Origin of the sequence: Mycoplana rhizolycopersici, assembly GCF_013378445.1 — a bacterium.
GTDB lineage: Bacteria > Pseudomonadota > Alphaproteobacteria > Rhizobiales > Rhizobiaceae > Mycoplana > Mycoplana rhizolycopersici.
This window is the reverse complement of the sequence record NZ_JABXYK010000005.1, coordinates 42,684-67,278: the sequence shown is the minus strand read 5'-3', so window position 1 is coordinate 67,278 and position 24,595 is coordinate 42,684. Positions and strand designations below refer to the sequence as shown.

Here is a 24,595-nt window from a genome sequence, read left to right as displayed (position 1 = left end):
CTACCAAGGGCTGCGTTCGGCTCACCCGCCGTGCTGCGCCAGCCAGGCCTTCAGGGCGGCGGCATTGTTGTGCTGCTCGTCCTTTGCCGCATAGAGCAGCGTCACGGGGCCTTTTTGCACATTGTCGCGCAAGGTCGAAAGCGTCGCCTGCGGTCCGTTGCCCGCGAGTTCTGCCGCATAGGCGTCGCAGAACGCCTGCCACTGTTCTGGCCGGGCATGAAAGCGCTTGCGCAGGTCGTCGCTCGGGGAAAGGTCCTTCAGCCAGAGGTCGATGCCCGCCTTTGCCTTGGCGATCCGGCGCGGCCAGAGCCGATCGACAAGGATGCGCGTGCCGTCCGCCTCGGAGGCCGGCTCATAGACACGTTTCAGTCGGATGTTCACCGGCACGTCTCCTCCCTTGCGCCTGTTCGCGTCGTCGCGGCCTGCCACGCGAGCCGACAGCCCTTCATTCGGGCATAAGTTCGCCCGATCCGCCGGCTTCCGGTGGAAAGTCCCGCAGCTTCGGCAGGCCATCGCGGACCGGCAGCACCGCTTCGGCATAGTTGATGTGGACGGACGGCGCAAAGGCGAAGTCCCGCAGGATGCCGGGGCGGACGTCGGTTAGCCCGAGCCCGGGATGTTCGGTCAGCACGTGTCCGCCGCATTGAAGGCAGTGCCGGCGCTCGCTCATGCCGGACTTGTTGAAGCGGCCGAGGCGCTCTGCGCCGCGCGAGACCACGACCTTGTCCTGCGGCCACAGCACGTAGCCGCTCATCGGGCCGCCGGAATAGGTGCGGCAGGACGCGCAGTGGCAATAGCCCATCTCCAGCGGTGTGCCCTCCGCCCTGATCTCCACCGCGCCGCAAAAGCACGCGCCCGAATGAAACGCAGTCATGTCCGCTCCTCCGTCCGACCGCCTCGATTTTCTCGCAGCGTTGCCGTTCATGGCAAGGGAGTTTTGCAGCCGCCGCTTTGTTGACTTCAACCGGGATGGGAGGACAATGACCCTTTCGCGTCGCCAGTTTTCCGAAGAAGGGCGCTTCCATGAGCATCGCCGGCAAGCTCCAGCACTATATCGAACGGGAAGGTGTCGCCTATGACATCGTCCCCCATCATCGCACGGCAACGACGAGCCAATCTGCGCAGGCGGCCCATATCCCCGGCAGCAGGCTGGCAAAAGCCGTGGTCGTCCACCACGAGGCGGGCTATCTTCTGGCCGTCGTGCCCAGCACGCACCGGGTGGAGCTCACCAGCCTGCAGGATGCCATGGACCGGAGGCTCGGTCTCGCATCCGAAGACGAGGTCTGCCAGCTCTTCTCCGATTGCGAGGAAGGCGCGGCGCCGCCGCTCGGGATGGCCTATGACGTCCCGGTCGTGCTCGACGAAAGCTTCGGCCACATCAGTGACGTCTATTTCGAGGCCGGCGACCACCGGAACCTGGTGCATGTCACCGGGCCGAACTTCCTGGCGCTGATGAAGGACGCCCAGATCGCCCGCATCGGCAGGCCGCACTAACAGCGTCTTCAAGTGCGGTTTCGGCGGACCGTGCGCCACGCGTAGTGCGGGCACGGAGACTTCCGACGTGACAAAGGATGCGCTGCAGCAGTGCGAACACGCTGACGTCCTGCATTGTCATGTCCCCGGTCACGCCTCTGATGCAGACCGAGCGCGGATAGCCCTGTACGGTTGCGAGCACGGGGTCGGTGCGACCGGCGCCAGTAACGACGATCATTTCTATTTTCGGATGGCATCCGCGCGTCTTCCCAAAAACGGCAAGACTCATGCTAGGAGCAGGGCCGACCTCATTCTCATTTGAAGCAGTGGCATGAACATCAAGTCCCGTGGTTACCTCTTCGCGCTTCTGGCGGTGACCATCTTTGCGGCCCAGGACGGCATCACGAAGTACCTGGGTGACCGATATCCGCCCATCCTCGTGACCATGATACGCTTCTGGGCGTTCGCGCTGTTCGTGTCCTGTCTTGCGGCAACGTCTTCCGGCGGCATCCGCGGCGCGATCGCCACGCGCCGGCCGTGGCTGCAGATCTCCCGCGGGATCCTTCTGGTCGCGGAAATCGTGGTCATCGTGTTTGCCTACAAGACGGCCGGGCTCGCCATGAGCCAATCGATCTTTCAGGTCACGCCGTTGTTCATCACCCTGCTTTCGGTGCCGCTACTCGGTGAGAAAGTGGGCTGGAAGCGCGCTTGCGCCGTCGTCGTCGGTCTTGTCGGCGTGCTGATCATCATCAACCCTGTCGATGTGCATTTCGACGCGTCGCTGCTTTTGCCGCTGACGGCGGCGGCCATGTTCGCCTTGTACAGCATTGCCACGCGCGCCGTCAGCCATCAGGATTCCTCGACCACCAGCGTCTTCTATGCGGGCGTGGTGGGAGCGCTTGCGATCTCGCTGATCGGGCCGTTCTACTGGACCGACGTCAAACCTTCGGACTGGTATGTCCTGGGCGCTCTCTGCGTCTGCGGCACGTTGAGCCACTATTTCCTGATCCGCGCCTATGCGATCCTTCCGGCAGCGGAGCTTCAGCCCGTGACCTACCTGCAGCTCGTCCTCAACGTCTGCATCGCCGTGCTTTTCTTCGGAGAGAGCGTAACGGTGAACATGGTCGCCGGCGCACTCATCGTGGTCGGCGCAGGCCTCTTCACCGTTTGGCGGGAACACCAACTTGCAAGGAAGGCCGAAGCCGTCATGACCGATCCAACGTGACCTGCCGGTGAAACCTCATCCAAAGGCGACAAGGATCGGCGCACGTCGCCACGATTGCTGACTGCTATCGAAAATCCAGGCTAAGTATATGAAATTTGGCGCACCCGACAGGATTCGAACCTGTGACCTTTGGAATCGGAATCCAACACTCTATCCAGCTGAGCTACGGGTGCATCCGTGTCGCGGGCGGAGCCCGGCGTCGACTGGTTCGCGGTTCATACCCCAGCTTTGTCGCCGGTTCAATGGTCAAGCGCCCGAAGCCGCACAGGAAATTTCGGGCAGGGGTGATCGGATGGCATCGCGGCAACGTTTTGGGCGCGGGCGCATGAGCGGTGTGCCCCGGCAAGCCTGCGGTCTTCAGCGGGAAGGCGGAAGGAAATGCCAAGGCGGAAGGGAATGTGATGGAGTCGATCGGGAAAGGCTATTCGGCGCTGGTCGTCGGCGAGAGCGGCGGGATCGGCGGTGCGGTTCATGCGGCGCTCTCGGCGGATCCGAATGCCGGGCGCCTCGTCGGTCTGTCGCGCAGGACTTATCCGGGCTTCGATATCACGAACGAGCCGTCTGTAGCCGATGCCGCCCGTGTGCTTTCCGGCGAAGGCCCGTTTGATTTTGTCTTTGATGCCACAGGGGCGCTGACCATCGACGGTATCGGCCCGGAGAAGGCGCTGAGGGCAATCGATCCCTCCGTCATGGCCCGACAGTTCGCGGTCAATGCCATCGGGCCGGCATTGCTTCTGAAGCATTTTGCGCCGCTGATGCCGCGCGACCGGCGGGCGATCTTCGCGACACTGTCTGCCCGTGTCGGCTCGATCGGCGACAACCGGCTTGGGGGATGGATTTCCTACCGGGCCTCCAAGGCGGCATTGAACCAGATCGTCCGCACCGCCGCGATCGAGCTTTCGCGCACGCATCCGCAATCGCTGGTGCTCGCACTGCATCCCGGCACGGTGGAGACCAGGCTCAGTGCGGCCTTTCGCGGCGGGCACGCCACCGTCACGCCAGGCGTGTCGGCGGCGCGCCTGCTGGCGCTGGTCGATCGCCTTCCGGCGCAGGCCTCCGGCGGGTTCTACGCGCACGATGGAGAGGCGGTCGTCTGGTAATCGACGACAAAAAGAAAACCGCGCCCCCGGGGACCGCGGCTTCTGTCTCGAATGGAGCGTCGCGCTCAGGCGACCTGCATCGCGCCGGGGCCGGGGATGGCCTTGGGTGGGCATTTGCCGAGGATGATCATGCCCAGAACCTCGTCCTTGGTCACGTCCTGCGTGCGGGCGTGGCCGACGACCTGGCCGTTCTTCATCACCGAGACGCGGTCGGCGAGGTCGAAGACGTCGTGGATGTCGTGGCTGATCAGGAAGATGCCGATGCCTTCCTTCTTCAACTGCTTGATCAGTTCGCCCACCTGCGCGGTCTCCTGCGGTCCGAGGGCTGCCGTCGGCTCGTCCATGATCAGGATGCGAGCATCGAACAGGATGGCGCGCGCGATGGCGACGGACTGCCGCTGGCCGCCCGAGAGCGCCTTCACCGGCTCCTTGAAGCGCTGGAAGTTGGGGTTGAGCCGGCCCATCACCTCGCGCGCCTTCGCCTCCATCGCCACGTCGTCGAGCGTGCCCCAGGGGGTGCGCAGCTCGCGGCCGAGATAGAGGTTGGCGGCCGCGTCGACGTTGTCGGCGACGGCGAGCGTCTGGTAGATCGTTTCGATGCCGTATTTCTTGGCGTCGCGCGGGTTGTTGATGTCGGCCGGCTCGCCGTTGATCAGGATCTCGCCGGCATCGCGCTTGTAGGCGCCCGACAGGATCTTGATGAGCGTCGACTTGCCGGCGCCGTTGTGGCCGAGAAGGGCGACGACTTCGCCGGGGTAGAGGTCCACCGAGGCGTTGTCGACCGCATGGATGCCGCCGAACGAGATGGAAACGTTCTTCATTTCCACGAGCGGAGTGCGTTGATCTGTCATGAGGCGTACTCCTTACTTGGCGCGGGCGCGATAGACGGTGTCGAGCCAGACGGCGACAACGAGAACCACACCGACGACGATGCGCTGGAACGGGCTGTCGATGCCGAGAAGCACCATGCCCGACTGAAGCGATTGCATGACGAGGGCGCCGATCATGGCGCCGGCGATGGTGCCGACGCCACCGGCGAGCGAGGTGCCGCCGATCACGGCGGCGGCGATGGTGTAGAGTTCGTCGAGCTCGCCCTGCGCGTTGGTGGCGGCGTTGAGGCGGGCAGTCGAGATCGCAGCCGCGATGGCGCACAGGATGCCCATCAGCATGAAGATCTTGACCGTGACCCAACGCGTCTTGATGCCCGCGAGCTCGGCTGCTTCCGGGTTGCCGCCAAGCGCGAACACGTAGCGGCCGAAGCGCAGGCGGGTGGCGATGAAGGTCATCACGATGCCGACGGCGATCGCCATCAGGACGGGAATGGCGATCCCGTGCGGGATCTGCAGGCCGCCCTCCGGCCAGGCGATGCCGTTGGCGTCGGCGTAGCGGCGGGCGATGTTGGTCGGCCAGTAATAGTGGTTGGCGACGGCGACTGCGCCGAGCACCAGCACGCAGCCGAGCACCGAGAGGAAGTATTCGGCCCAGACCGGGCGAAGCGGAAAGCCGAAGCGCTTTCGCTGCTTGCGCGAGTTCAGGATCGCGCCGACGATGGCGAGGCAGGCGACGATGCCGACGATCCAGCTCGCCGTGGCGCCGATCGAGCCCTCGGTGCCACCGCCCATCAGGCGGAAGGTGGAGTTCATCGGGGCGACCGTCTGGCCGCTGGTGACGAACCAGGTGGCGCCGCGCCAGACCAGCAGGCCGCCGAGCGTGACGATGAAGGCGGGCACGTTGAGAAAGGCGATGATGGAGCCGTGCAGGGCGCCGATCGCAGCCCCGACGAGGATGCCGCAGCCGAGCGTGATGATCCAGATCGCCGGGTGCTCGAGGCCCAGATATTGCGGAAGAATCTTTGCCTGCATGACCCCCATGATCATGCCGCAGAAGCCGAGCACCGAGCCGACCGAGAGGTCGATATTGCGGGTGACGATGATCAGCACCATGCCCGTCGCCATGACGGCGACCGAGGAGGTCTGCACCGTCAGGTTCCACAGATTGCGTGGCGTCAGAAACAGGCCGCCGGTGAGAAGCTGGAAGCCGACCCAGATGATGACCAGCGCCCCGACCATGCCGAGCAGGCGGGTGTCGATCTCGGTTGCGCGGAAGAACCGCTTGACGGGATTTTCGTCCGCGTTTCGGGCCCGATTTGTCTGGGTAGCTTGTGTGATGTCGGCCATGGACGTGCCTTCCCCCCACTGAAATTGTTGTTGTCGCCGCGTTGCCGGCCCGGTCGGGCAGGAATGTCGTGGCAAAGTCTGGCGATGACGGACGTGACTGCGGGACTTTTGCCCGCGCGGCTTTAGGCCCGCGTACTTCCCGGTCCGCATCCTTTGCCGACGGTGTCGGCTGAGGATGGCCCAGGCATTGTCCACCGCACTTCCACCTTGCGCAAGCGCCGCAACGCAATGCGTTGCGGCGCTTGGAAGGTGTGCGGGACAGGCCCGTCCGATCGTGTTACTTGCAGGCGGCGAGGTCGCCCTTGACGCCCTGGCAGGCTTCTTCCTTGGAGATCCAGCCCGCGTCGATGACGACGTTCAGGTTGTCCTGGGTGATCGGAAGCGGAGCCAGGAAGACCGACTGCATGGCGACGCCCTTCGGTCCGCCGTTGAAGCTGGTCACGCCGGCGATCTCTTCCATCTTCTTGCCGCCGGCCAGCTCGGCTGCGATCTCGGCGGCGCGCTTGCCAAGCTCGCGGCTGTCCTTCCAGACCGAGACCGTCTGCGTGCCGAGCGCCACGCGGTTCAGTGCTGCCTTGTCTGCGTCCTGGCCCGAGACCGGAACGGAGCCGGCGAGACCCTGGGCGTCGAGGGCTGCGACCGCGCCGCCGGCGGTGCCGTCGTTCGAGGCGACGACCGCGTCGACCTTGTTGTCGTTCGCCGTCAGGAACTGTTCCATGTTCTTCTGCGCGATTTCAGGCTTCCACCCGTCGGTATAGGCTTCGCCGACGTTCTTGATCTTGCCGGCGTCGATCGCTTCCTTCAGCACTTCCAACTGGCCGGAGAACAGGAAGTCGGCGTTCGGATCGGCGGAGTTGCCCTTGATGAAGACGTAGTTGCCTTCCGGCTTGACCTTGAACACTTCGCGGGCCTGCATGCGGCCGACTTCCTTGTTGTCGAAGGTGATGTAGAAGGCGGCCGGGTTCTCGATCAGGCGGTCGTAACCGACGACCGGGATGCCTTCGGCTGCGGCCTTTTCGATGGCCGGGCCGATGGCGTCGCTATCCTGCGCGAGCACGATCAGGGCGTTGGCGCCCTGGGCGATCAGCGATTCGATGTCGGTCAGCTGCTTGGCTGCCGAGGACTGGGCATCGGCGGAGATGTACTTGTCGCCGGACGCCTCAAGGGCCGCCTTGATGGCGGCTTCGTCGGTTTTCCAGCGCTCTTCCTGGAAGTTCGACCAGGAAACGCCTACCACGAGATCCTTGGCCTGCGCCACGGAATGCAGCGATACGATGACGGCTACGCCTGCCATCAGCTTCAAAACTGATTTCATATTATCCTCCCAAGTGAATGCCGGCCGTCCGGACGAACCTCCCGTCACCGTCGACAACCAGCTCTCTGACACTGCCGCAATTCCACGCCCTCAAGCTCTCCCGGAATTTTTCTCGACAGTCGAGAAAATAGATGTCAGAAGTTCCGGGGGCTGTCAACAAGGGGGTGGAGGACTTGTCGGCGCCCGCAACAGATGCTTTGGGAGGAGCATTCGTTGGAATCGTCTTTTCAAACCGGAGCCTGGCTATGCTGACGCGATCGAGCACCGATCTGGTGCGTCAGCAAAACAGTGCGCTTGTGCTCGCGGCGGTGCGGCGGCAGGGGGCCCTGTCGCATACGGAGCTGTCTGCGCGCACCGGCCTTGCCTCGGCGACCGTTTCGGCGATCACCGCCGAACTGGAGCGGGGCGGCGTGCTGGAGCGTCAGGAGCAGGCCAGCGCGGGCGGGCGCGGACGCCCGCGCGTGCTGTTCCGCCAGAAGCGCGACTACGGCCACATCATCACCGTGCGCATTTCCTCCGACGCGGTGCAGTATTCGCTGGCCGACTATGCCGGCATGCTGATCGACCGCTTCGAGGAGCCGCGACAGCATTCGGATCCCTCGACGGCGCACTTCATCGACGCGCTACGCGGCGGTCTTGCAAAGACGCTGCAGCGTTCGCGCCTGGATCGCTCGTGCGTGCTTGCGGTCTCCATCAGCAGCAAGGGCATCGTGGATCCGGCAAGTGCCACGCTTGTCTGGTCGCCGGTCTTCGGGCTGGACGAGATCGATTTCGCAGGCGTGCTGGGCGAGTGGCGTTCCGTCACGCTCAGCAACGAGACGCTTCTCGTTGCCCATGCCCTCGGCCTGCGCGCGGAACCGACATCGGGGACCACCCGCCAGCTTGCCGCGCTGTCGCTCGGCCACAGCGTCGGGCTCGGGATTGCCAATCTGCATGCGACTGGCGAGATCGAGGTGTCCGCGCCCAATTTCGGGCACATGCTGCATGCGGCCGACGGCAAGGTCTGTCGTTGCGGGGCGCAGGGGTGCATCGAGGCGTCGGCCGGCTTCTACGGCATCCTGCGGACGGCATTCGAAGTGCCGCCCGATACGATTCCCGCAAAGTTCGTGCCGCTTGCCGAGATGGAGAAGATCGCGCAGCGGGCGCGGCAGGGACACCGCATGTCCGAATACGCCTTCCGCCAGGCGGGGCTTGCGCTCGGGCAGGGACTGTCGCGCGTCCTGAGCCTTTACGGCAGCATGCCGGTGACGATCACCGGGCCGGGAACGCGCTTCCTCGATCTGCTGTCGCGCGGGCTGGACGAGGGGTTGCGCCAATCGCAGCAGGTGCGCCTGCACGGCATGCCGGAAATCTCGATCGTGCCGGAGGAGGCGACGCTGGTCTTCGAGGGGCATGTCGATCGCGCGCTGACGCGGATCGACCGGCTGCTAGCCTCCGAACGACCGGTTGCGGAAGGCGAGACGGCATGAAAGGGCGGCTCGGGCCACAAAAAAGGCCGGGCGTGACGGCCCGGCCAGTTGCTGGGAGGATCGTTGCCCGGCCTGGCGGGCTTTTCGACTTCAGCCGACGTCTATCAGGCGCTTTTCCTGAACCGACTTGACGGCGGCGTCCGCAAGGGCGAGGGCGGCCAGGCCATCGGCGCCGGAAGGCGAAAGCGGCGTGCCCTGCTCCAGCGAAGCGATGAAGCTTGCAATCTCGTTTGCATAGGCTTCGGTGTAGCGGGTCATGAAGAAATCGTGCAGCGGTGGACGGGTGTAGCCGTCGCCCGTCGCGATCTCGATCGAGACCGGGCGCTGGTTTTCCGCCGCGACCATACCCTTGGAGCCGTGCACCTCGATGCGCTGGTCGTAGCCATAGGTGGCCCGGCGCGAATTCGAAATGATCGCCTGCTTTCCGGACGCTGTCTGCATGATCACCGAGACGCTGTCGTAGTCGCCGGCCTCGCCGATCGCCTTGTCCACCAGCACGGCCGCCGTCGCCGTCACCGAAACCGGCTCCTCGCCGAGAAGGAAGCGCGCCATGTCGAAGTCGTGGATGGTCATGTCGCGGAAGATGCCGCCCGAGCGCTTGATGTAGTCCACGGGCGGCGCACCCGGATCGCGGGAGGTGATCGTCACCATCTCGACGTCGCCGATCCGGCCGGCCTCGATTGCCTGGTGCACGGCCATGAAATGCGGATCGAAGCGCCGGTTGAAGCCGACCATCAGCTTGCCGCCGGTCTCCTCGACGACGCGCAAGCAGGCGCGGACGCGGGAGACGTCGAGATCGATCGGTTTTTCGCAGAAGATCGCCTTGCCTGCGCGAGAGAAGCGTTCGATCAGGTCGGCATGCGTGTCCGTGGGCGTGCAGATGACGACGGCGTCGATGTCGTCGGCCGCCTCGATACCTTCGATCGTGCGCACGGCGCAACCATATTGCGCGGCAATGGCTTCCGCTGCTGCGGGAAAGGCATCGGCGACGGCTACGAGAACCGCACCGGGGTTGCCTGTGACTGCCCTGGCGTGAACCTTGCCGATGCGCCCGGCGCCGAGAAGACCAAATCTGACCGTCATGTTTTCAACTCGTTGTGCTGCCGGAGATTGCTGCCGGCGGTGGGCGGGGGCATGCGCTTTCCCCGATTGCGCCTCTCTTTCGACGAGGATGGTGCGCCCCTCGCTCCATTTTAAATGGAATACGTGAGCCGCCATTCGATAATTTTAGAATATTCATTCCATTTCGTGCAGCCGTCGTCAAGCGGTTCGTGGCGCGTCCGGCGGCGGTTTCCTTCCGCCGCAAAACCTCTTAAGAGGGCTGCAAACAATAGTCGGAGGCGCCGCATGAAATTCATCGATCCCACCCACCCGGTCTACCGCCCGCTCTGGGTTCGGTTGGTGCTGGTCGGGGGCTGCGTCGCCTGGACCGCCGTGGAATACTATAACGGCCAGCAGACCTGGGGACTGATCTTTCTGGTCATCAGCTCCTACGCGTTTGCGCAACTGCTCCTTTTCTACAAGCCGCCGGAAGAGCAGGCCGAAAAGCCTGCCGAGGAAAAGCTGGCTGAGGAAAAGCCGGTCGAGGACAAGCCGGCCGGGGACAACAGGGAGCAATAGCCGCCGTTCACCTGCGCAAGCCGAGCGCTGCTTCCGCCTGCATGCGCCGCAGCGTTTCGTCGATCAGCATGTTTGCAATCATCATCCGGCGCGTCGCGTTCGCCCGCAAAGCCTCCGGGGCTGCATCGGGATGGTTCTCGCGCGCAAAAGCGCGGCGTATCGCGGCCAGCTCCGTACCGGTTTCCGACCCGCTGAGCCCGAGGTCCGCGGCGACTTCGTCGGGTGCTGTCCGCATCAGGTAGGGCGGTGATGCCGGGGCTTCGTCGATCGCCGGTTCCTCTCGTTGCCCACCTTCGCCCTGCATCGGGCCATCTTCGGCAAACTCGCGATAGGCGGATGCCGCCGCATGGCCGGACGCCGCCATCTGCTCCCTGCCGAAGACCGCGAAGGCGGGGAGAGGGCCGCGCGGCGGCTCGTGCGGTGCGTCGCCGCCGTCTTCGAATGCGGATTCATCTTCCGCACGAAGGCGTTCCAGTACGCTCTCAAAAACGCTTTTTCCGAACACGGGTTCTTCCTCAGTCTTCCGCGCGTTCGGGGAAAAGCATCCTGCTGCGCTGCAGGATGAGATCATAGAACAGCTTCGCGCTCGGGGGGAGGGCGCGTCCTTTGACCGAGATCAGGCTATAGGGTTTGATGTCGATGTCGAAGTCGGTGTTGAGGATGCGCACCTCGCTGGGGCCGCCGCCTTTCTCGGTGACGAATTCGGCCATGTCACGGGCGATCGGCGCGACGGCGTTCGACGAGCAGACGAGCGCGACCGTGAGGAGCAGGGAAGCGGTGTTGACCACCGTCGTCGGCAGGGGGACGTCGCCGGCGATGAAAAGCTCCTCCACGCGGCGGCGCAGAAGCGTCCCCGGCGGCTGGAACACCCAGTCGTATGAGGGGAGGTCCGAGAGCGAAACAACCGGCTTGTCGGCCAGAGGGTGGCCCTTGCGGACGATCAGGCAGGCCTTCTCGATGCCGATTTCCTGCACGTTGAACTGCCGCGGATCGAGATCGTCAGGCACCCGGGCGAGGATGAAATCGTGCTTGGAGGACAAGAGTTCGCGGGCGAGCACGTTGCTCGTCTCGATGCGGACATTGACCTCGATGCCCGGATAGGCGGCGCTGACCTGCTGGATCGCCGGTACCGCAAGACTGATCGCCGGGGCCGTCACGGTGCCGAGAAATACGGTGCCGCCCGCGCCCGACTTCAGTGCGGCGATCTCCCGGTCCACTTCGTCCAGTTCGAGCAGGATGGTGCGGGCGCGACGGGCGAAGGCGCGGCCGAACTGGGTCAGTTCCACCCCGCGCGAGACCCGTTCACAGAGCTGCGCCTTTATTATACTCTCCATTTCCGTCAGCATGCGTGAGGCCGCCGGCTGGGAGATGTTGAGTGCGGCGGCGGCGGCGCTGATCTGCTTGTGATGGTCGATCGCCACGATCATGCGCAGGTGATTGAGTTTCAGGCCAGAGCGCAGGAGGCCGAGGCCGAGTTGCTCGTCCCGCGGCCCGTCGGGCGGAAGGTCGTCGATGAATTCATTGGCGTGCATGGAGTGCATGAGGCCCTGTCGAAAAATCATATCATTAGCGGTCAATATACCGCTTTTGATATGGGAATAGAAGCTTATTGTATTTGACAGTTATGGCAATTCGGTAGAGGTTGCCGCCAGGTGCGCTCGTGCCCAAGGGAGTTGAGGCCGGGAGGGGTATTTATCCTTTTCCTCCGTTGGAGACCGTCGTCTGCGACAGCGGGCAACGAAGCATCGCGTACGGTTCGGACCTGGGGGTCGAGCCGCAAATACAAGGGAGAGACCTGCTAATGAAATTGATCACCTCGCTTCTCGCCGCCGCTGCCGTCAGCGTGGCGTCCTTCGCTATGCCTGCCTTCGCCCAGGACAAGGGCGCCGTCGGCATTTCCATGCCGACCAAGACTTCGACCCGCTGGATTTCCGACGGCGAGACGATGGAGAAGCTGTTCAAGGAAGCTGGCTACACGCCGGACCTGCAGTTCGCCGATGACGACATCCCGAACCAGCTTGCGCAGATCGAAAACATGGTCACCAAGGGTGCCAAGGTTCTCGTGATCGGCGCGATCGACGGCACCACGCTTTCCGACATTCTCGCCAAGGCGCACGAAGCCGGGGTCAAGGTCATCGCCTACGACCGCCTCATCCGCGATTCGGGCAATGTCGACTACTACGCCACGTTCGACAACTTCCAGGTCGGCGTCTTGCAGGCGACCAGCCTCGTCGACGGCCTGAAGGCCCAGTTCGGCGACGTCAAGCCGTGGAACGTCGAGCTGTTCGGCGGTTCGCCGGACGACAACAACGCCTTCTTCTTCTACGACGGCGCCATGTCGGTCCTGCAGCCGCTGATCGACAGCGGCGATATCGTCATCAAGTCCGGCCAGCAGGGCATGGACCAGGTCGGCACGCTGCGCTGGGACGGTGCAGTTGCCCAGGCCCGCATGGAAAACCTCCTGTCCTCGACCTATACCGATGCGCAGGTCCATGGCGTGCTGTCGCCCTATGACGGCCTCTCCATCGGCATCCTGTCGGCCCTGAAGGGCGTCGGCTACGGCTCGGGCGACCAGAAGATGGCGGTCGTCACCGGTCAGGACGCCGAACTGCCGTCGGTCAAGTCGATCCTCGCCGACGAGCAGTATTCGACGGTGTTCAAGGACACCCGCGAACTCGCCAAGGTCGCCGTCAACATGACGGACGCGATCCTCGGCGGCAAGGAGCCGGAAGTCAACGACACCAAGACCTACGACAACGGCGTCAAGGTCATCCCGTCCTACCTGCTGAAGCCGGTTTCGGTCGACAAGTCCAACGCCAAGGACATCCTGGTGGGCGCTGGCTACTACACCGAAGATCAGATCAACAACTGATCGCCATGAAACGGGGTCCGCGCGATAGCGGACCCTTTACCTTGGCGGGCGGGCCCGGGATTTCGGGCCCTACACCCCGTCGCTTGCAGATTTCTGCCGGAATGCCAGGACTATGGACAACATCATCCTCGAAATGCGGAGCATCACCAAGACGTTTCCCGGCGTCCGTGCGCTCGACAACGTCAGCTTCAAGGTGAGCGAAGGCGAAATCCACGCGCTCGTCGGCGAAAACGGCGCCGGCAAGTCGACGCTCATGAAGGTGCTCAGCGGCGTCTACCCCGCGGGAACCTACGAAGGCGAGATTCACTACGACGGCGAGGTTCGCCGCTTCTCGACCATTTCCGACAGCGAAGAGCTCGGCATCATCATCATTCACCAGGAGCTGGCGCTCGTGCCGCTGCTGTCGATCGCCGAGAACATCTTCCTCGGCAACGAGATCGCCCAGAACGGCGTGATCCACTGGCCGCAGACCTTTGCCCGGACGCAGGAACTGCTGAAAAAGGTCGGGCTCAGCGAATCGCCGTCGACGCTCATCACCGATATCGGCGTGGGCAAGCAGCAGCTGGTCGAGATCGCCAAGGCACTTTCGAAGAAGGTGCGGCTTTTGATCCTCGACGAGCCGACCGCCTCGCTGAACGAGACGGATTCCGACGCGCTGCTGAAGCTCTTGATGGAGTTCCGCAAGCAGGGCATGACCTCGATCATCATCTCGCACAAGCTGAACGAGATCAAAAAGGTCGCCGACAAGATCACCATCCTGCGCGACGGCGGCACGGTGGAGACGCTGGACTGTCACAAGGAAGACATCAGCGAAGACCGGATCATCAAGGGTATGGTCGGTCGCGACATGGACGACCGCTATCCGCCGCGCGAACCGAAGATCGGCGAGACGTTGCTGGAAGTGAAGAACTGGAACGTCTTCCACCAGCATCACCGCGACCGCCAGTTCCTGCACGACGTCAATTTCACGGTCCGTGCCGGCGAGGTGGTCGGTATCGCGGGCCTGATGGGCGCGGGGCGCACCGAGACGGCGATGAGCCTCTTCGGCAAGTCCTGGGGCCACAAGATCACCGGCGACGTGTACATGCGCGGCAAGCCGGTCGACGTCAGCACGATCCCCAAGGCGATCGACGCGGGCCTCGCCTACGTGACCGAGGACCGCAAGCATCTGGGCCTCGTCCTGATGAACAACATCAAGGAAAACACGACCCTTTCCAATCTGGGTGCGGTGTCCAGCAACGGCATCATCGATGACCGCAAGGAGGCGAAGGTAGCGACCGACTACCGGTCGAAACTGCACATCCGCTCGCATTCGATCTATCAGGAAACCGTTAACCTTTCGGGCGGTAACCAGCAGAAGGTGGTGCTGTCGAAATGGCTGTTCACCAATCCTGAGGTCCTCATCCTCGACGAGCCGACGCGCGGTATCGACGTCGGAGCCAAGTTCGAGATCTATACCATCATCAACCAGCTTGCAGCCGAGGGCAAAGGCATACTGATGATCTCTTCGGAGATGCCGGAGCTGCTTGGAACCTGCGATCGCATCTATGTCATGAACGAAGGACGTATCGTCGCGGAGCTCTCCAAGGAGGAGGCAAGCCAAGAATCCATCATGCGCGCCATCATGCGCTCCGGGGAGAAACACTAATGGTCGCCGATACAAGCGCTCCTGCCGCCAAACCGTCCATCGCGGACTACCTCAAGAACAACATCCGCGAGTACGGACTTCTCGTCGCGCTCGTCGTCATCATGGTGTTCTTCCAGATCGTCACCAACGGCGTTCTGTTCCGACCCGTCAACATCACGAACCTCGTGCTGCAGAACTCGTTCATCGTCATCATGGCGCTGGGCATGTTGCTGATCATCGTCGCCGGGCATATCGACCTGTCGGTCGGATCGATCGTCGCCTTCATCGGCGCCATATCGGCGATCATGCTGGTGAAGTGGGGGCTGCCGGCCATCGTGGTGGTACCCGCCTGTCTCATCGTCGGCGGCATCATGGGGGCTGCGCAGGGCTACTGGGTGGCCTACCAGAAAATCCCGGCGTTCATCGTGACGCTGGCGGGCATGCTCGTCTTCCGCGGCATGACCTATGTCGTGCTCGGTGGTCGCCCGATCGGTCCGTTCCCGAAGGAGTTCCAGATCCTGTCGACCGGCTTCGTTCCGGATTTCCTCTCTTTCCTCAATCCGGCGCCCGAGACGATCAAGAACATGGTGGCGCTGGTCGCGGTGGTGATTCTCGTCGCACTCGCCATCTGGTCCGGCTTCCGCAATCGCCGCATCAACGAAATGCACGGTTCGGAGAACGAGCCGTTCGTGTTCTTCGCCCTCCAGATGGCCGTCATTACCGTCGTCGCACTCTTCATCGGCTTCCAGCTGTCGACCTACCGCGGCCTGCCGAACGTGCTGGTCGTGATGGGTGTTCTGATCGCACTCTATTCCTTCGTCACCACGCGCTCCACCGTCGGCCGGCGGATCTATGCCATGGGCGGCAACGAGAAGGCGGCGAAGCTCTCGGGCATCAACACCGAGCGGCTGACCTTCTATACCTTCGCCAACATGGGCGTGCTTGCGGCGCTTGCCGGCATGATCATCACCGCCCGCCTGAACTCGGCCACCCCCAAGGCCGGCGTCGGCTTCGAGCTGGACGTGATCGCGGCCTGCTTCATCGGCGGCGCGTCGGCGTCCGGCGGCGTCGGCAAGATCACCGGTGCGGTGATCGGCGCCTTCATCATGGGCGTGATGAACAACGGCATGTCGATCATGGGCATCGGCATCGACTACCAGCAGCTCATCAAGGGTCTGGTGCTGCTCGCGGCCGTCTTCTTCGACGTCTACAACAAGAACAAGGGCTGACCGGCTCGACCCCACGGGCTGCCTGCATGCGCCGGCGGCCTGTGACGGACGCCGGACCCGCGGTGGGCCCGCGGTCGATCGTAGCCAGATTGCAAGGGAATGAATGATGCTGGTTTCTCAGGTCAAGAATGCTGACGGTTCCATCACCGTCGTCGTGCGCGAAGAGGGGCAGGGCGGTCGCGCCGTCAACAATGCCCAAAGCCTCTATGCGCTGGCAATGGAAGCCGCCGACGGTGGCAAGAGCCTGAAGGCGGTGGTCGAGGCGCACGGCCTCGGCGACGCCGTCGATCTGGAAAAGGCCTATGCGGAGGGGCGGCTGATCGCGCCGATCACCCATCCCGATCCTGCTCATCTGCATCTGACCGGCACCGGCCTGACCCATCTGGGTTCGGCTGCGACCCGTGACGCCATGCACAAGAAGGCGAACGAGGCGGCCGAGGAAACGCTGACCGACTCGATGAAGATGTTCAGGATGGGCCTCGAGGGCGGCAAGCCGAAGCCCGGTGAAAAGGGCGTCCAGCCCGAGTGGTTCTACAAGGGCAACGGCTCGCAGGCGGTTGCGCCCGGCGCGGCCCTGACCTCGCCTTCATTCGCCGAGGACGGCGGCGAGGAGCCGGAAATGGCCGGCATCTACGTCATCTCCGGCAAGGGCGTTCCGTTCCGCATCGGCTTTGCCGTCGCCAACGAGTTCTCCGACCACGTCACCGAACGGGTCAACTACCTCTATCTCGCCCATTCGAAGCTGCGTCAGGCGAGCTTTGGGCCGGAAATCCGCGTCGGAGAGGCGCCGAACGACATTCGCGGCTTCTCGCGCATCGTCCGCGACGGCAAGGTGCTGTGGGAAAAGCCGTTCGTTTCCGGCGAGGCGAACATGTCGCACACCTTCGCCAACCTCGAATATCACCATTTCAAGTATCCGCTCTTCCGCCAGCCCGGCGAGGTGCATGTGCACATGTTCGGCACGGCGACGCTGTCGTTCGGCGATGGCATCCGCACGCAGGAGGGCGATGTTTTCGAGATCGGTGCAGATGGCTTCGGCCTTGCGCTGCGCAATCCGCTGGCGATCGCCGCGGAAGAAGAGATCGAGATCCGGCAGCTCTGAGAGCGACGGATCGGTGTGCCGCGTTGGCGGCGTGAGGCGGCGGAGAATGCGCGGGGTTTCGCGCCGTTCTGCGCCGGGTCGCGCGAACGGGACAGGTGCGCCAACGAGGTCTGAACAACGGTCAGGGCCGCCAGCATGCGGGCATGACCATAGCGTTCCGGCACTTACGCCGGGGCGCCCCTTTCAAGGACGTTTGGAAAATGACGAAGAAAGCAGAATGGCCGCGCAGGCTTAGGTCGCAGGAATGGTACGGCGGCACGAGCCGCGACGTGATCTACCATCGTGGCTGGTTGAAGAACCAGGGCTATCCGCACGACCTTTTCGACGGACGGCCGGTGATCGGCATCCTCAACACCTGGTCGGACATGACCCCGTGCAACGGTCATCTGCGCGAGCTCGCCGAGAAGGTGAAGGCGGGCGTGTGGGAGGCCGGCGGCTTCCCGCTCGAGGTCCCGGTGTTCTCTGCCTCCGAAAACACCTTCCGCCCGACCGCGATGATGTACCGCAACCTTGCGGCACTCGCGGTCGAGGAAGCGATCCGCGGCCAGCCGATGGACGGCTGTGTGCTGCTGGTCGGCTGCGACAAGACCACGCCGTCGCTGATCATGGGTGCCGCATCCTGCGACCTGCCCTCGATCGTCGTCACCGGCGGACCGATGCTGAACGGCTATTTCCGTGGCGAACGCGTCGGTTCCGGCACGCATCTGTGGAAGTTCTCCGAGATGGTGAAGGCCGGCGAGATGACGCAGGCCGAATTCCTCGAGGCCGAGGCCTCGATGAGCCGTTCGTCCGGCACCTGCAACACCATGGGCACCGCTTCCACCATGGCGTCGATGGCGGAAGCGCTCGGCATGGCTCTGTCCGGCAACGCTGCGATTCCGGGCGTCGATTCCCGCCGCAAGGTCATGGCGCAGTTGACCGGCCGCCGCATCGTGCAGATGGTCAAGGACGACCTGAAGCCCTCTGACATCATGACGAAGCAGGCCTTCGAGAACGCCATCCGCACCAATGCGGCGATCGGCGGATCGACCAACGCCGTGATCCACCTGCTCGCCATGGCCGGCCGCGTCGGCGTCGACCTGACGCTGGACGACTGGGACCGCTGCGGTCGCGACGTCCCGACGATCGTCAACCTGATGCCGTCCGGCAAGTATCTGATGGAAGAGTTCTTCTACGCCGGCGGCCTCCCCGTCGTGCTGAAGCGCCTCGGCGAAGCCGGTCTGCTGCACAAGGATGCGATCACGGTTTCGGGCGAGACCGTCTGGGACGAGGTCAAGGACGTCGTCAACTGGAACGAGGACGTCATCCTGCCGGCGGAAAAGGCGCTGACGCAGTCGGGCGGTATCGTCGTCGTGCGCGGCAACCTCGCGCCGAAGGGCGCGGTGCTGAAGCCGTCGGCCGCCTCGCCGCATCTGATGGTGCACCGGGGCAGGGCGGTCGTCTTCGAGGATATCGACGACTACAAGGCCAAGATCAACGACGACAATCTCGACATCGACGAGACCTGCGTCATGGTCATGAAGAACTGCGGGCCGAAGGGCTATCCGGGCATGGCTGAAGTCGGCAACATGGGGCTTCCCCCGAAAGTGCTGAAGAAGGGCATCACCGACATGGTGCGCATTTCCGACGCGCGCATGTCCGGCACCGCCTACGGCACCGTCGTCCTGCACACCTCGCCGGAAGCCGCTGTCGGCGGTCCGCTCGCGGTCGTCAAGAACGGCGACTTCATCGAGCTCGACGTGCCGAACCGCCGCTTGCACCTCGACATTTCCGAAGAGGAACTGGCGCGCCGGCTGGCCGAATGGCAGCCGAACCATGACCTGCCGACGTCCGGCTATGCCTGGCTGCACCAGCAGCACGTCCAGGGCGCCGATACCGGCGCGGATCTCGACTTCCTCAAGGGATGTCGCGGCAACGCGGTGGGCAAGGACAGCCACTAGGCCGCGGCGCGCAAGGCGCGCAGGGTGCGAAAGTGCAAATTGATAAAGAAGGCGGGGCAAGGTCCCGCCTTTTTCGTTCGCAACGGCTTGCCCGTGGACACCTGCATTCCGATCGCCGCCCCATGTCGCCGTTGGCGGAGCGTCGCTGATCCCAGTAGTCGCAACGACCACCCATGATTGCAGGCTTGGGGAGCGGCGGCATTTTCCGCGCTCTTTACCCTGGCAGAAATACGCGCGCGATATCGTCAGCGATTCGGCGCGGTCGTCGGGTGGTAGCGTCCACGCAGCACCAGCAACTGCGCACTTCAGCCACGAGATCATCACCGCGTCTGAAAATCGTCGCGAAGGACGCTCGTGACCCGCGCGTGCCAGTGGCAGTGACCAGTGCCTCAACCTCGTCATTGAGAAAGAGGGGCATGCGGTAGCTGATTTCATGCTTGAGAGCGACCCAAAGAAGCCGGCCTTGCGCATCGATAGGAGATGCCTGCTGCCAGTAGCGCACAACGGCCTCCTGCACCCATTGAAGGTACACGGCATTGTTGACGTGACCCATATCGTCGATATCGGTTGGAGAGATCGTTAGGGGGTGGCGGAACGTGGGTGTCGCTTTTGTCGTCATGGTCACAAGATGGGACTGCCAGGACGGTGATGCAACGTTGTTTTATGTCGCGCGATGTATTGTGTCGCAAGCCTGATATTAATGTGCAGAAAACTAAAAGTTGACAACCGAGCTGGAAATCTCTATCTCTAATTAATCGATATTTTGCTGCTGAGCTTTGGTTATTGCGCGATTGGCATCGCGCCCTGAACGAACCCTCCCCCGTACAATAATCGTTATCATCATCCGCAACGCTTTGGCGTGGCGGTCGTCTATATTGCTATGAAAGGGTTCATCATGACCACTGGCACAGTTAAATGGTTCAATTCCACAAAAGGCTTTGGCTTCATTCAGCCTGACAACGGCGGCCCTGACGCCTTCGTTCACATCTCTGCCGTCGAGCGCGCCGGAATGCGCGAAATCGTCGAAGGCCAGAAGATTGGCTACGACCTTGAGCGCGACAACAAGTCGGGCAAGATGTCGGCCTGCAATCTCCAGGCTGCTTGATTTGGTATCTGCTTTCCCTTGACCACGGATGTACTGGCACTGTCGAAAGCATGAGACCAGGTGAGGTCAGGCAATGTTTTGCCTGGCCTTTTTTATTTCCGCTCGCGTGGCGAGCACCGCAAAGAGGGCGAGCAATGACGGAGAACTACAGTAAGCCGCGTCAACAGGCAGAGGTTGCCTTCGGCAAGATACAGTCGCAATTCTTCGCTCGCGAGCGCGCCTTTGAAGAACTCGACGCGATCGTCGTTGCCCGCGACGAAAAGACCCTGAGGCTGCGCGAGGCCCGTCTTGCCAAGGAATTGCAGGACAGCATTAAACCGGCAGCCAGCACCATTTCGAAACGTGTCAGAAAATCCTGACCTCGGTCGGAATGACATTTCAACTGGAGTAGAGATTTGAGAAACATCAGAAATAGCGAACTTACCGACCGTCGCGGCACTGCTGCTGACGCAAAGGCGGCACTCCTGCGAGCCTATCGCGCCGCCAAGGAGGCTGCTGAGCCGACCCGTGAGGCCAGACAGGCGGAACGCCTTGCAATCGCCGAAGCCCGGGAAGCGCGCCGCGCCGAACGCGAGCAGCTAAAGCTCGAAGAACAAAATCGCATCGAAGCAGAGACAGCGGAGCGTGATGCCGCCCTCGCAGCAGCTGCAAGAGCTGAAATCGAAGCACGCGAGATGGCTGACAAGAATCGCATTGCGCGCGTCCTTGAGGACGAAGCAGCCCGCAAGGCCGAGCGCGACCGGCGCTACGCCAACCGGAAAGCCCGTCAGGCCTGAAGGTTGACGTTCAAACCTTCTGACAGGGGTGCCTGTTGGCTTCGAAAGCAAACTGCACCCCGGATGAGCCTGGGCGCTCGTGTACCATTACCGACGCTGGCGATTGCGCTGTGGATGTAATGATGCCGGGTGTCATGGGCCAGACGGATCCCCCCTTCCTCCCTCAGCTCTGCCTCTGCGACTGGCTTTGCCCTGCCGCTTCCACCCTGATCGCTACGCTCATCGTTTCGGCCGAGCGTCCGAGGACGAGGCCGGAGACGGGGGCGGCGTCGCGGTAGCACAGGCCGGTCGCCAGGCGAACGTATCTGTCGTCGGGGCAGATGTCGTTTGCCGCATCGAAGCCAACCCAGCCGAGCCCGGAGATGTGGACGTCCGCCCAGGCATGGCTCGCCGCCTGGTCGACGTGGCCGTCCATCAGCAGGTAGCCTGAGACGTAGCGTGCCGGCAGTCCCAGCGCGCGGGCGGCGGAGATCATGATATGGGCGTGGTCCTGGCAGACGCCGCTGCCCTTTTCCAGGGCGCGTTCGGCGGTCGTGTCGGTCGCCGTCTCGCCGGCCTTGTAGTCGACCGCCTGGTGAAGCGTCGCCATCAGGGCGTGCATGCGGGCGAGTTCCGTCTCGCCCTCTGCCGTGCGCGCCAGTTCGCGCACAAGCCGGCCCGGCTTGGTCAGGGGCGTGTCGCGCAGGTAGAGCCAGAGCGGCACGAATCCCTGATGCGGGCCGAAGACGCCCGAGCGGTCTTCCGTCTCGACCTCGCCCTCCGCAACGATGCGGATGGTCGTCTGGTCCGCGTTCATGCTGACGAGATCGACATGGTTGCCGAAATGGTCGGCATAGCCCACTTCGACATGGGCGCCGTGGACGGTGGTGCGCCAGTCGAGCACGGTCTGGCCGGGCTGCGTCTTCGGCGTCAGCCGCAGGCGCTGCAAGGAGTACTGGACCGGTTCGTCATAGGTGTAGACGGAGGTGTGGTTGATCTTCAGGCGCATCGATTTCCCCTGCCGGCAAGGCTACTGGTAGAAGCGGTAGCCGTCCGAGATCTCCTGTCCCAGCCGGTTGTTCTGGACAATGAATTCCTCGATGAATTCATGCAGTCCCTGGTCCATGATGTCATCCATCGAGCGGTTCTGCAGAAGCGTCAGCGTCGCCGAGGCGGTCTCGTGGGCCGCGTGCGTCTCGCCATACTGCTGCGCCAGAAAGCCGAGGTTGCTGACGATCTTGTCGTAGCTGAAGGCCAGCGAACGCGGCATGCGCGGATTCAGGATGAGGAAGTCGGCGATGTTGGCCGGCCGGTACTCCCCATCATACACCCAGCCGTAGGAGCGATGGGCGGAAACCGAGCGCAGGATCGATTCCCACTGCATGTTGTCGAGTGAAGAGCCGACCTGCGATATCGCGGGCAACAGCACGTAGTATTTCACGTCGAGGATGCGGGCCGTGTTGTCGGCGCGCTCGATGAAGGTGCCGATGCGGGCGAAGTTGTAGATGTCGTCGCGCAGCATCGTTCCGTGGAAGGCGCCGCGGATCAGGCCTGCCCGGCGCTTGATCGTGTCGATGATCTCGGGCAGGTCGGTGGAGCGCGCCTTGCGGGCCAGCACCTGCTTCAGCTCGATCCAGCATTCGTTGACCGCTTCCCAGGTCTCGCGGGTCAGTGCGGTACGCACCATGCGGGCGTTGTTGCGCGCCGCCTCTACGCACGACATCACGCTCGAGGGATTGGCCTTGTCGCGCAGCAGGTAGTCCACGGCGTCGAGGCCCGAAAGGCTCGGATGCACCTTGTCGTAGTCCTCGCGCACGCCAGCACTCTGCAGCACGCCGTCCCAGTCGTCGTCGCTGGAATCGCTGCGGGTCAGCGACATGCGCAAGCCGGCATCGATGAGGCGGGCGGTGTTTTCTGCCCGCTCGATATAGCGGAACATCCAGTAAAGTCCGTTTGCGGTTCTGCCCAGCATGGCGCTCAGTCCTCCAGAACCCAGGTGTCCTTGGTGCCGCCGCCCTGGCTGGAATTCACCACCAGCGATCCGGCCTTCAGCGCCACGCGCGTCAGCCCGCCGGGAATGATCTGCACCTTGTCGGACACGAGCACATAGGGGCGGAGGTCGACGTGGCGCGGCGCCACGCCCTTGTTGACGAGGATCGGCACGGTCGAGAGCGACAGCGTCGGTTGGGCGATGTAGCTGCCCGGCTTGCTCTTCAGCTTGTCGGCGAAGAGGGCGCGTTCCCTCTTCGTCGCCGTCGGGCCGACCAGCATGCCGTAGCCGCCGGAGCCGTGGACTTCCTTCACAACTAGCTCTTCGAGATGCTCCAGCACGTATTTAAGGCTGTCCGGCTCCGAACAGCGCCAGGTGGGCACGTTTTCCAGTATCGGCTTGCGGCCGGTGTAGAATTCCACGATTTCAGGCATGTAGGAGTAGATCGCCTTGTCGTCGGATATGCCTGTCCCGGGCGCGTTGGCGATGGTGATGTTGCCGGCGCGGTAGACGTCCATGATGCCCGGCACCCCGAGCGCGGAATCGGGGCGGAAGGTGAGGGGGTCGAGGAAATCGTCGTCGACACGCCGGTAGAGCACGTCGATCGCCTCGTAGCCGCGGGTCGTGCGCATCTTTACCTTGCCGTCGATGACGCGCAGGTCGGATCCTTCCACCAGTTCGACGCCCATCTGGTCTGCGAGGAACGCATGCTCGTAGAAGGCCGAGTTGTAGATGCCCGGCGTCAGCACCGCGACGCGCGGCTTGCCGGTGCATCCGGGCGGGGCGAGCGAGGCCAGACTCTGGCGCAGCAGGTTCGGATAGTTCTGGACCGGGCGCACCTTGTTCTGCTGGAACAGCTCCGGAAACATCTGCATCATTGTTTCGCGGTTTTCCAGCATGTAACTCACGCCGGACGGCGTGCGGGCATTGTCCTCCAGCACGTAGAACTGGTCTTCGCCGGTGCGCACGATGTCGGTGCCGACGATGTGGGTATAGACACCGCCCGGCGGCTTGAAGCCGATCATCTGTGGCAGGAAGGTCTCGTTCTTCTCGATCAGTTCGCGTGGGATGCGGCCGGCGCGAATGATCTCCTGCTTGTGGTAGATGTCGTCGAGGAAGGCGTTCAGCGCGATCACTCGCTGCTCGATGCCCTGGGCCAGCTTGCGCCACTCGCGTCCGGAGATGATGCGGGGGATGATGTCGAAGGGAATGAGTTTTTCGGAGGAGTCCGCGTGGCCGTATACGGCGAAGGTGATGCCGGTCTTGCGGAAGATATTCTCGGCGTCCCTAGATTTTGCGATCAGGCGGGTCCGATCCTGGCTAGCATACCATTCATGATAGTCTTGGTACGGCTGGCGCGGGGATGAGCCCGCATTCATCATTTCATCAAATGCCAAAGGCGTGTTCCCCATTTTTTGCCATTTGAGTACAACGCATGAGGCAATGCAAGAACCGTGCTCAATCGGAAAGCAAATTTCCAGAAAGCGCTAATAACGGGCAGAAAGGGGCGGCCTTGCGTTACGTCGTGTGGAAGCGGCAGCCGGATCGCATGCCTGCCGAGCGCGTCTGCCCTTTTAATCGGCATATGCGCAAGTC

At 63.2% G+C, this 24,595-nt stretch carries 25 protein-coding genes and 1 tRNA gene; 13 read left to right on the top strand and 13 right to left on the bottom strand.

Features of this window, described 5'->3' with window-relative positions; all coding sequences use genetic code 11:
* Positions 1-21: 21 nt before the first annotated feature.
* Both HV823_RS09620 and HV823_RS09615 read right to left on the bottom strand, forming a co-directional pair.
* Complete coding sequence (locus HV823_RS09620) at positions 22-381, bottom strand: DUF488 domain-containing protein (protein WP_343051824.1); 360 nt, start codon at positions 379-381, stop codon at positions 22-24.
* 64 nt (positions 382-445) lie between these two features.
* Entirely contained in the window at positions 446-874 is a 429-nt protein-coding gene (locus HV823_RS09615) for a GFA family protein (RefSeq protein WP_176949508.1), read from the bottom strand.
* 149 nt (positions 875-1,023) lie between these two features.
* Between HV823_RS09615 and HV823_RS09610 the strand changes: the two genes are divergently transcribed.
* Positions 1,024-1,494 carry an aminoacyl-tRNA deacylase gene (locus HV823_RS09610; protein WP_176949507.1) on the top strand — a complete coding sequence of 157 codons (471 nt, stop codon included), beginning with the start codon at positions 1,024-1,026 and terminating at the stop codon, positions 1,492-1,494.
* A gap of 310 nt (positions 1,495-1,804) precedes the next feature.
* Positions 1,805-2,698: a DMT family transporter gene (locus HV823_RS09605; protein ID WP_176949506.1), complete on the top strand. Its 894-nt coding sequence runs from the start codon at positions 1,805-1,807 to the stop codon at positions 2,696-2,698.
* Positions 2,699-2,794: 96 nt separating this feature from the next.
* Here the strand turns inward: HV823_RS09605 and HV823_RS09600 are convergent.
* Positions 2,795-2,871 (bottom strand) — tRNA-Arg (locus HV823_RS09600).
* A gap of 225 nt (positions 2,872-3,096) precedes the next feature.
* On the opposite strand from HV823_RS09600, the gene HV823_RS09595 reads away from it, so the two are divergent.
* A complete protein-coding gene (locus HV823_RS09595) occupies positions 3,097-3,798 on the top strand; it encodes an SDR family oxidoreductase (protein WP_425487649.1) in 702 nt (233 codons plus the stop codon).
* 65 nt (positions 3,799-3,863) lie between these two features.
* On the opposite strand, the gene HV823_RS09590 is transcribed toward HV823_RS09595, so the two are convergent.
* The 3 genes from HV823_RS09590 to xylF all read right to left on the bottom strand — a co-directional run bounded on the left by HV823_RS09590 (position 3,864) and on the right by xylF (position 7,290).
* Positions 3,864-4,649, bottom strand: a complete 786-nt coding sequence (locus tag HV823_RS09590) for an ATP-binding cassette domain-containing protein (RefSeq protein ID WP_176949504.1) — start codon at positions 4,647-4,649, stop codon at positions 3,864-3,866.
* A gap of 12 nt (positions 4,650-4,661) precedes the next feature.
* On the bottom strand, positions 4,662-5,975 hold the full coding sequence (locus HV823_RS09585; protein ID WP_176949503.1) for a sugar ABC transporter permease: 1,314 nt from the start codon (positions 5,973-5,975) through the stop codon (positions 4,662-4,664).
* 277 nt (positions 5,976-6,252) lie between these two features.
* Complete coding sequence (xylF, locus tag HV823_RS09580) at positions 6,253-7,290, bottom strand: D-xylose ABC transporter substrate-binding protein (RefSeq protein ID WP_176949502.1); 1,038 nt, start codon at positions 7,288-7,290, stop codon at positions 6,253-6,255.
* A gap of 245 nt (positions 7,291-7,535) precedes the next feature.
* On the opposite strand from xylF, the gene HV823_RS09575 reads away from it, so the two are divergent.
* Positions 7,536-8,759, top strand: a complete 1,224-nt coding sequence (locus tag HV823_RS09575; RefSeq protein WP_176949501.1) for an ROK family transcriptional regulator — start codon at positions 7,536-7,538, stop codon at positions 8,757-8,759.
* Between the two features lie 90 nt (positions 8,760-8,849).
* On the opposite strand, the gene iolG is transcribed toward HV823_RS09575, so the two are convergent.
* Entirely contained in the window at positions 8,850-9,842 is a 993-nt protein-coding gene (gene iolG, locus HV823_RS09570; RefSeq protein ID WP_176949500.1) for an inositol 2-dehydrogenase, read from the bottom strand.
* 264 nt (positions 9,843-10,106) lie between these two features.
* Here iolG and HV823_RS09565 point away from each other — a divergent pair, with 264 nt between their 5' ends.
* Positions 10,107-10,379: a hypothetical protein gene (locus HV823_RS09565; protein WP_246301080.1), complete on the top strand. Its 273-nt coding sequence runs from the start codon at positions 10,107-10,109 to the stop codon at positions 10,377-10,379.
* Positions 10,380-10,386: 7 nt separating this feature from the next.
* Here HV823_RS09565 and HV823_RS09560 read toward each other — a convergent pair whose 3' ends face one another.
* Both HV823_RS09560 and HV823_RS09555 read right to left on the bottom strand, forming a co-directional pair.
* Positions 10,387-10,884 (bottom strand): hypothetical protein, encoded by a 498-nt coding sequence (locus HV823_RS09560; RefSeq protein WP_176949499.1) that lies wholly within the window; start codon positions 10,882-10,884, stop codon positions 10,387-10,389.
* A gap of 10 nt (positions 10,885-10,894) precedes the next feature.
* On the bottom strand, positions 10,895-11,911 hold the full coding sequence (locus HV823_RS09555; protein WP_425487648.1) for a LysR family transcriptional regulator: 1,017 nt from the start codon (positions 11,909-11,911) through the stop codon (positions 10,895-10,897).
* Between the two features lie 269 nt (positions 11,912-12,180).
* Here HV823_RS09555 and chvE point away from each other — a divergent pair, with 269 nt between their 5' ends.
* The 5 genes from chvE (at position 12,181) to araD (ending at position 19,149) form a co-directional block, all read left to right on the top strand.
* Entirely contained in the window at positions 12,181-13,251 is a 1,071-nt protein-coding gene (gene chvE / locus HV823_RS09550; RefSeq protein ID WP_176949497.1) for a multiple monosaccharide ABC transporter substrate-binding protein, read from the top strand.
* 112 nt (positions 13,252-13,363) lie between these two features.
* Complete coding sequence (gene mmsA, locus HV823_RS09545) at positions 13,364-14,899, top strand: multiple monosaccharide ABC transporter ATP-binding protein (protein WP_176949496.1); 1,536 nt, start codon at positions 13,364-13,366, stop codon at positions 14,897-14,899.
* Positions 14,899-16,107 (top strand): multiple monosaccharide ABC transporter permease, encoded by a 1,209-nt coding sequence (gene mmsB / locus HV823_RS09540; RefSeq protein WP_176949495.1) that lies wholly within the window; start codon positions 14,899-14,901, stop codon positions 16,105-16,107. The genes mmsA and mmsB overlap by 1 nt, the downstream gene beginning before the upstream one ends.
* Before the next feature lie 106 nt (positions 16,108-16,213).
* Positions 16,214-17,209 carry an AraD1 family protein gene (gene araD1, locus HV823_RS09535; protein ID WP_176949494.1) on the top strand — a complete coding sequence of 332 codons (996 nt, stop codon included), beginning with the start codon at positions 16,214-16,216 and terminating at the stop codon, positions 17,207-17,209.
* A gap of 200 nt (positions 17,210-17,409) precedes the next feature.
* A complete protein-coding gene (gene araD, locus HV823_RS09530) occupies positions 17,410-19,149 on the top strand; it encodes an L-arabinonate dehydratase (RefSeq protein WP_176949493.1) in 1,740 nt (579 codons plus the stop codon).
* 214 nt (positions 19,150-19,363) lie between these two features.
* On the opposite strand, the gene HV823_RS27350 is transcribed toward araD, so the two are convergent.
* Positions 19,364-19,768 (bottom strand): acyl-CoA thioesterase, encoded by a 405-nt coding sequence (locus HV823_RS27350; RefSeq protein ID WP_176949747.1) that lies wholly within the window; start codon positions 19,766-19,768, stop codon positions 19,364-19,366.
* A 276-nt stretch (positions 19,769-20,044) separates the two neighbouring features.
* Here HV823_RS27350 and HV823_RS09520 point away from each other — a divergent pair, with 276 nt between their 5' ends.
* From HV823_RS09520 to HV823_RS09510, 3 genes are all read left to right on the top strand, one after another.
* Positions 20,045-20,254, top strand: a complete 210-nt coding sequence (locus HV823_RS09520) for a cold-shock protein (protein ID WP_097140769.1) — start codon at positions 20,045-20,047, stop codon at positions 20,252-20,254.
* 134 nt (positions 20,255-20,388) lie between these two features.
* Positions 20,389-20,613, top strand: coding sequence for a hypothetical protein (locus tag HV823_RS09515; protein ID WP_176949492.1), 225 nt, complete (start codon positions 20,389-20,391; stop codon positions 20,611-20,613).
* Between the two features lie 36 nt (positions 20,614-20,649).
* A complete protein-coding gene (locus HV823_RS09510; protein ID WP_176949491.1) occupies positions 20,650-21,030 on the top strand; it encodes a DUF6481 family protein in 381 nt (126 codons plus the stop codon).
* Between the two features lie 163 nt (positions 21,031-21,193).
* Here HV823_RS09510 and HV823_RS09505 read toward each other — a convergent pair whose 3' ends face one another.
* The 3 genes from HV823_RS09505 to HV823_RS09495 are packed head-to-tail and all read right to left on the bottom strand — an operon-like array spanning position 21,194 to position 24,381.
* The gene (locus tag HV823_RS09505) at positions 21,194-22,018 is read right to left on the bottom strand and encodes a transglutaminase family protein (RefSeq protein ID WP_176949490.1); all 825 of its coding nucleotides are present in this window, start codon (positions 22,016-22,018) and stop codon (positions 21,194-21,196) included.
* 21 nt (positions 22,019-22,039) lie between these two features.
* Complete coding sequence (locus tag HV823_RS09500) at positions 22,040-22,981, bottom strand: alpha-E domain-containing protein (RefSeq protein WP_176949489.1); 942 nt, start codon at positions 22,979-22,981, stop codon at positions 22,040-22,042.
* A gap of 5 nt (positions 22,982-22,986) precedes the next feature.
* Positions 22,987-24,381 carry a circularly permuted type 2 ATP-grasp protein gene (locus HV823_RS09495; RefSeq protein WP_176949746.1) on the bottom strand — a complete coding sequence of 465 codons (1,395 nt, stop codon included), beginning with the start codon at positions 24,379-24,381 and terminating at the stop codon, positions 22,987-22,989.
* Between the last annotated feature and the right edge of the window lie 214 nt (positions 24,382-24,595).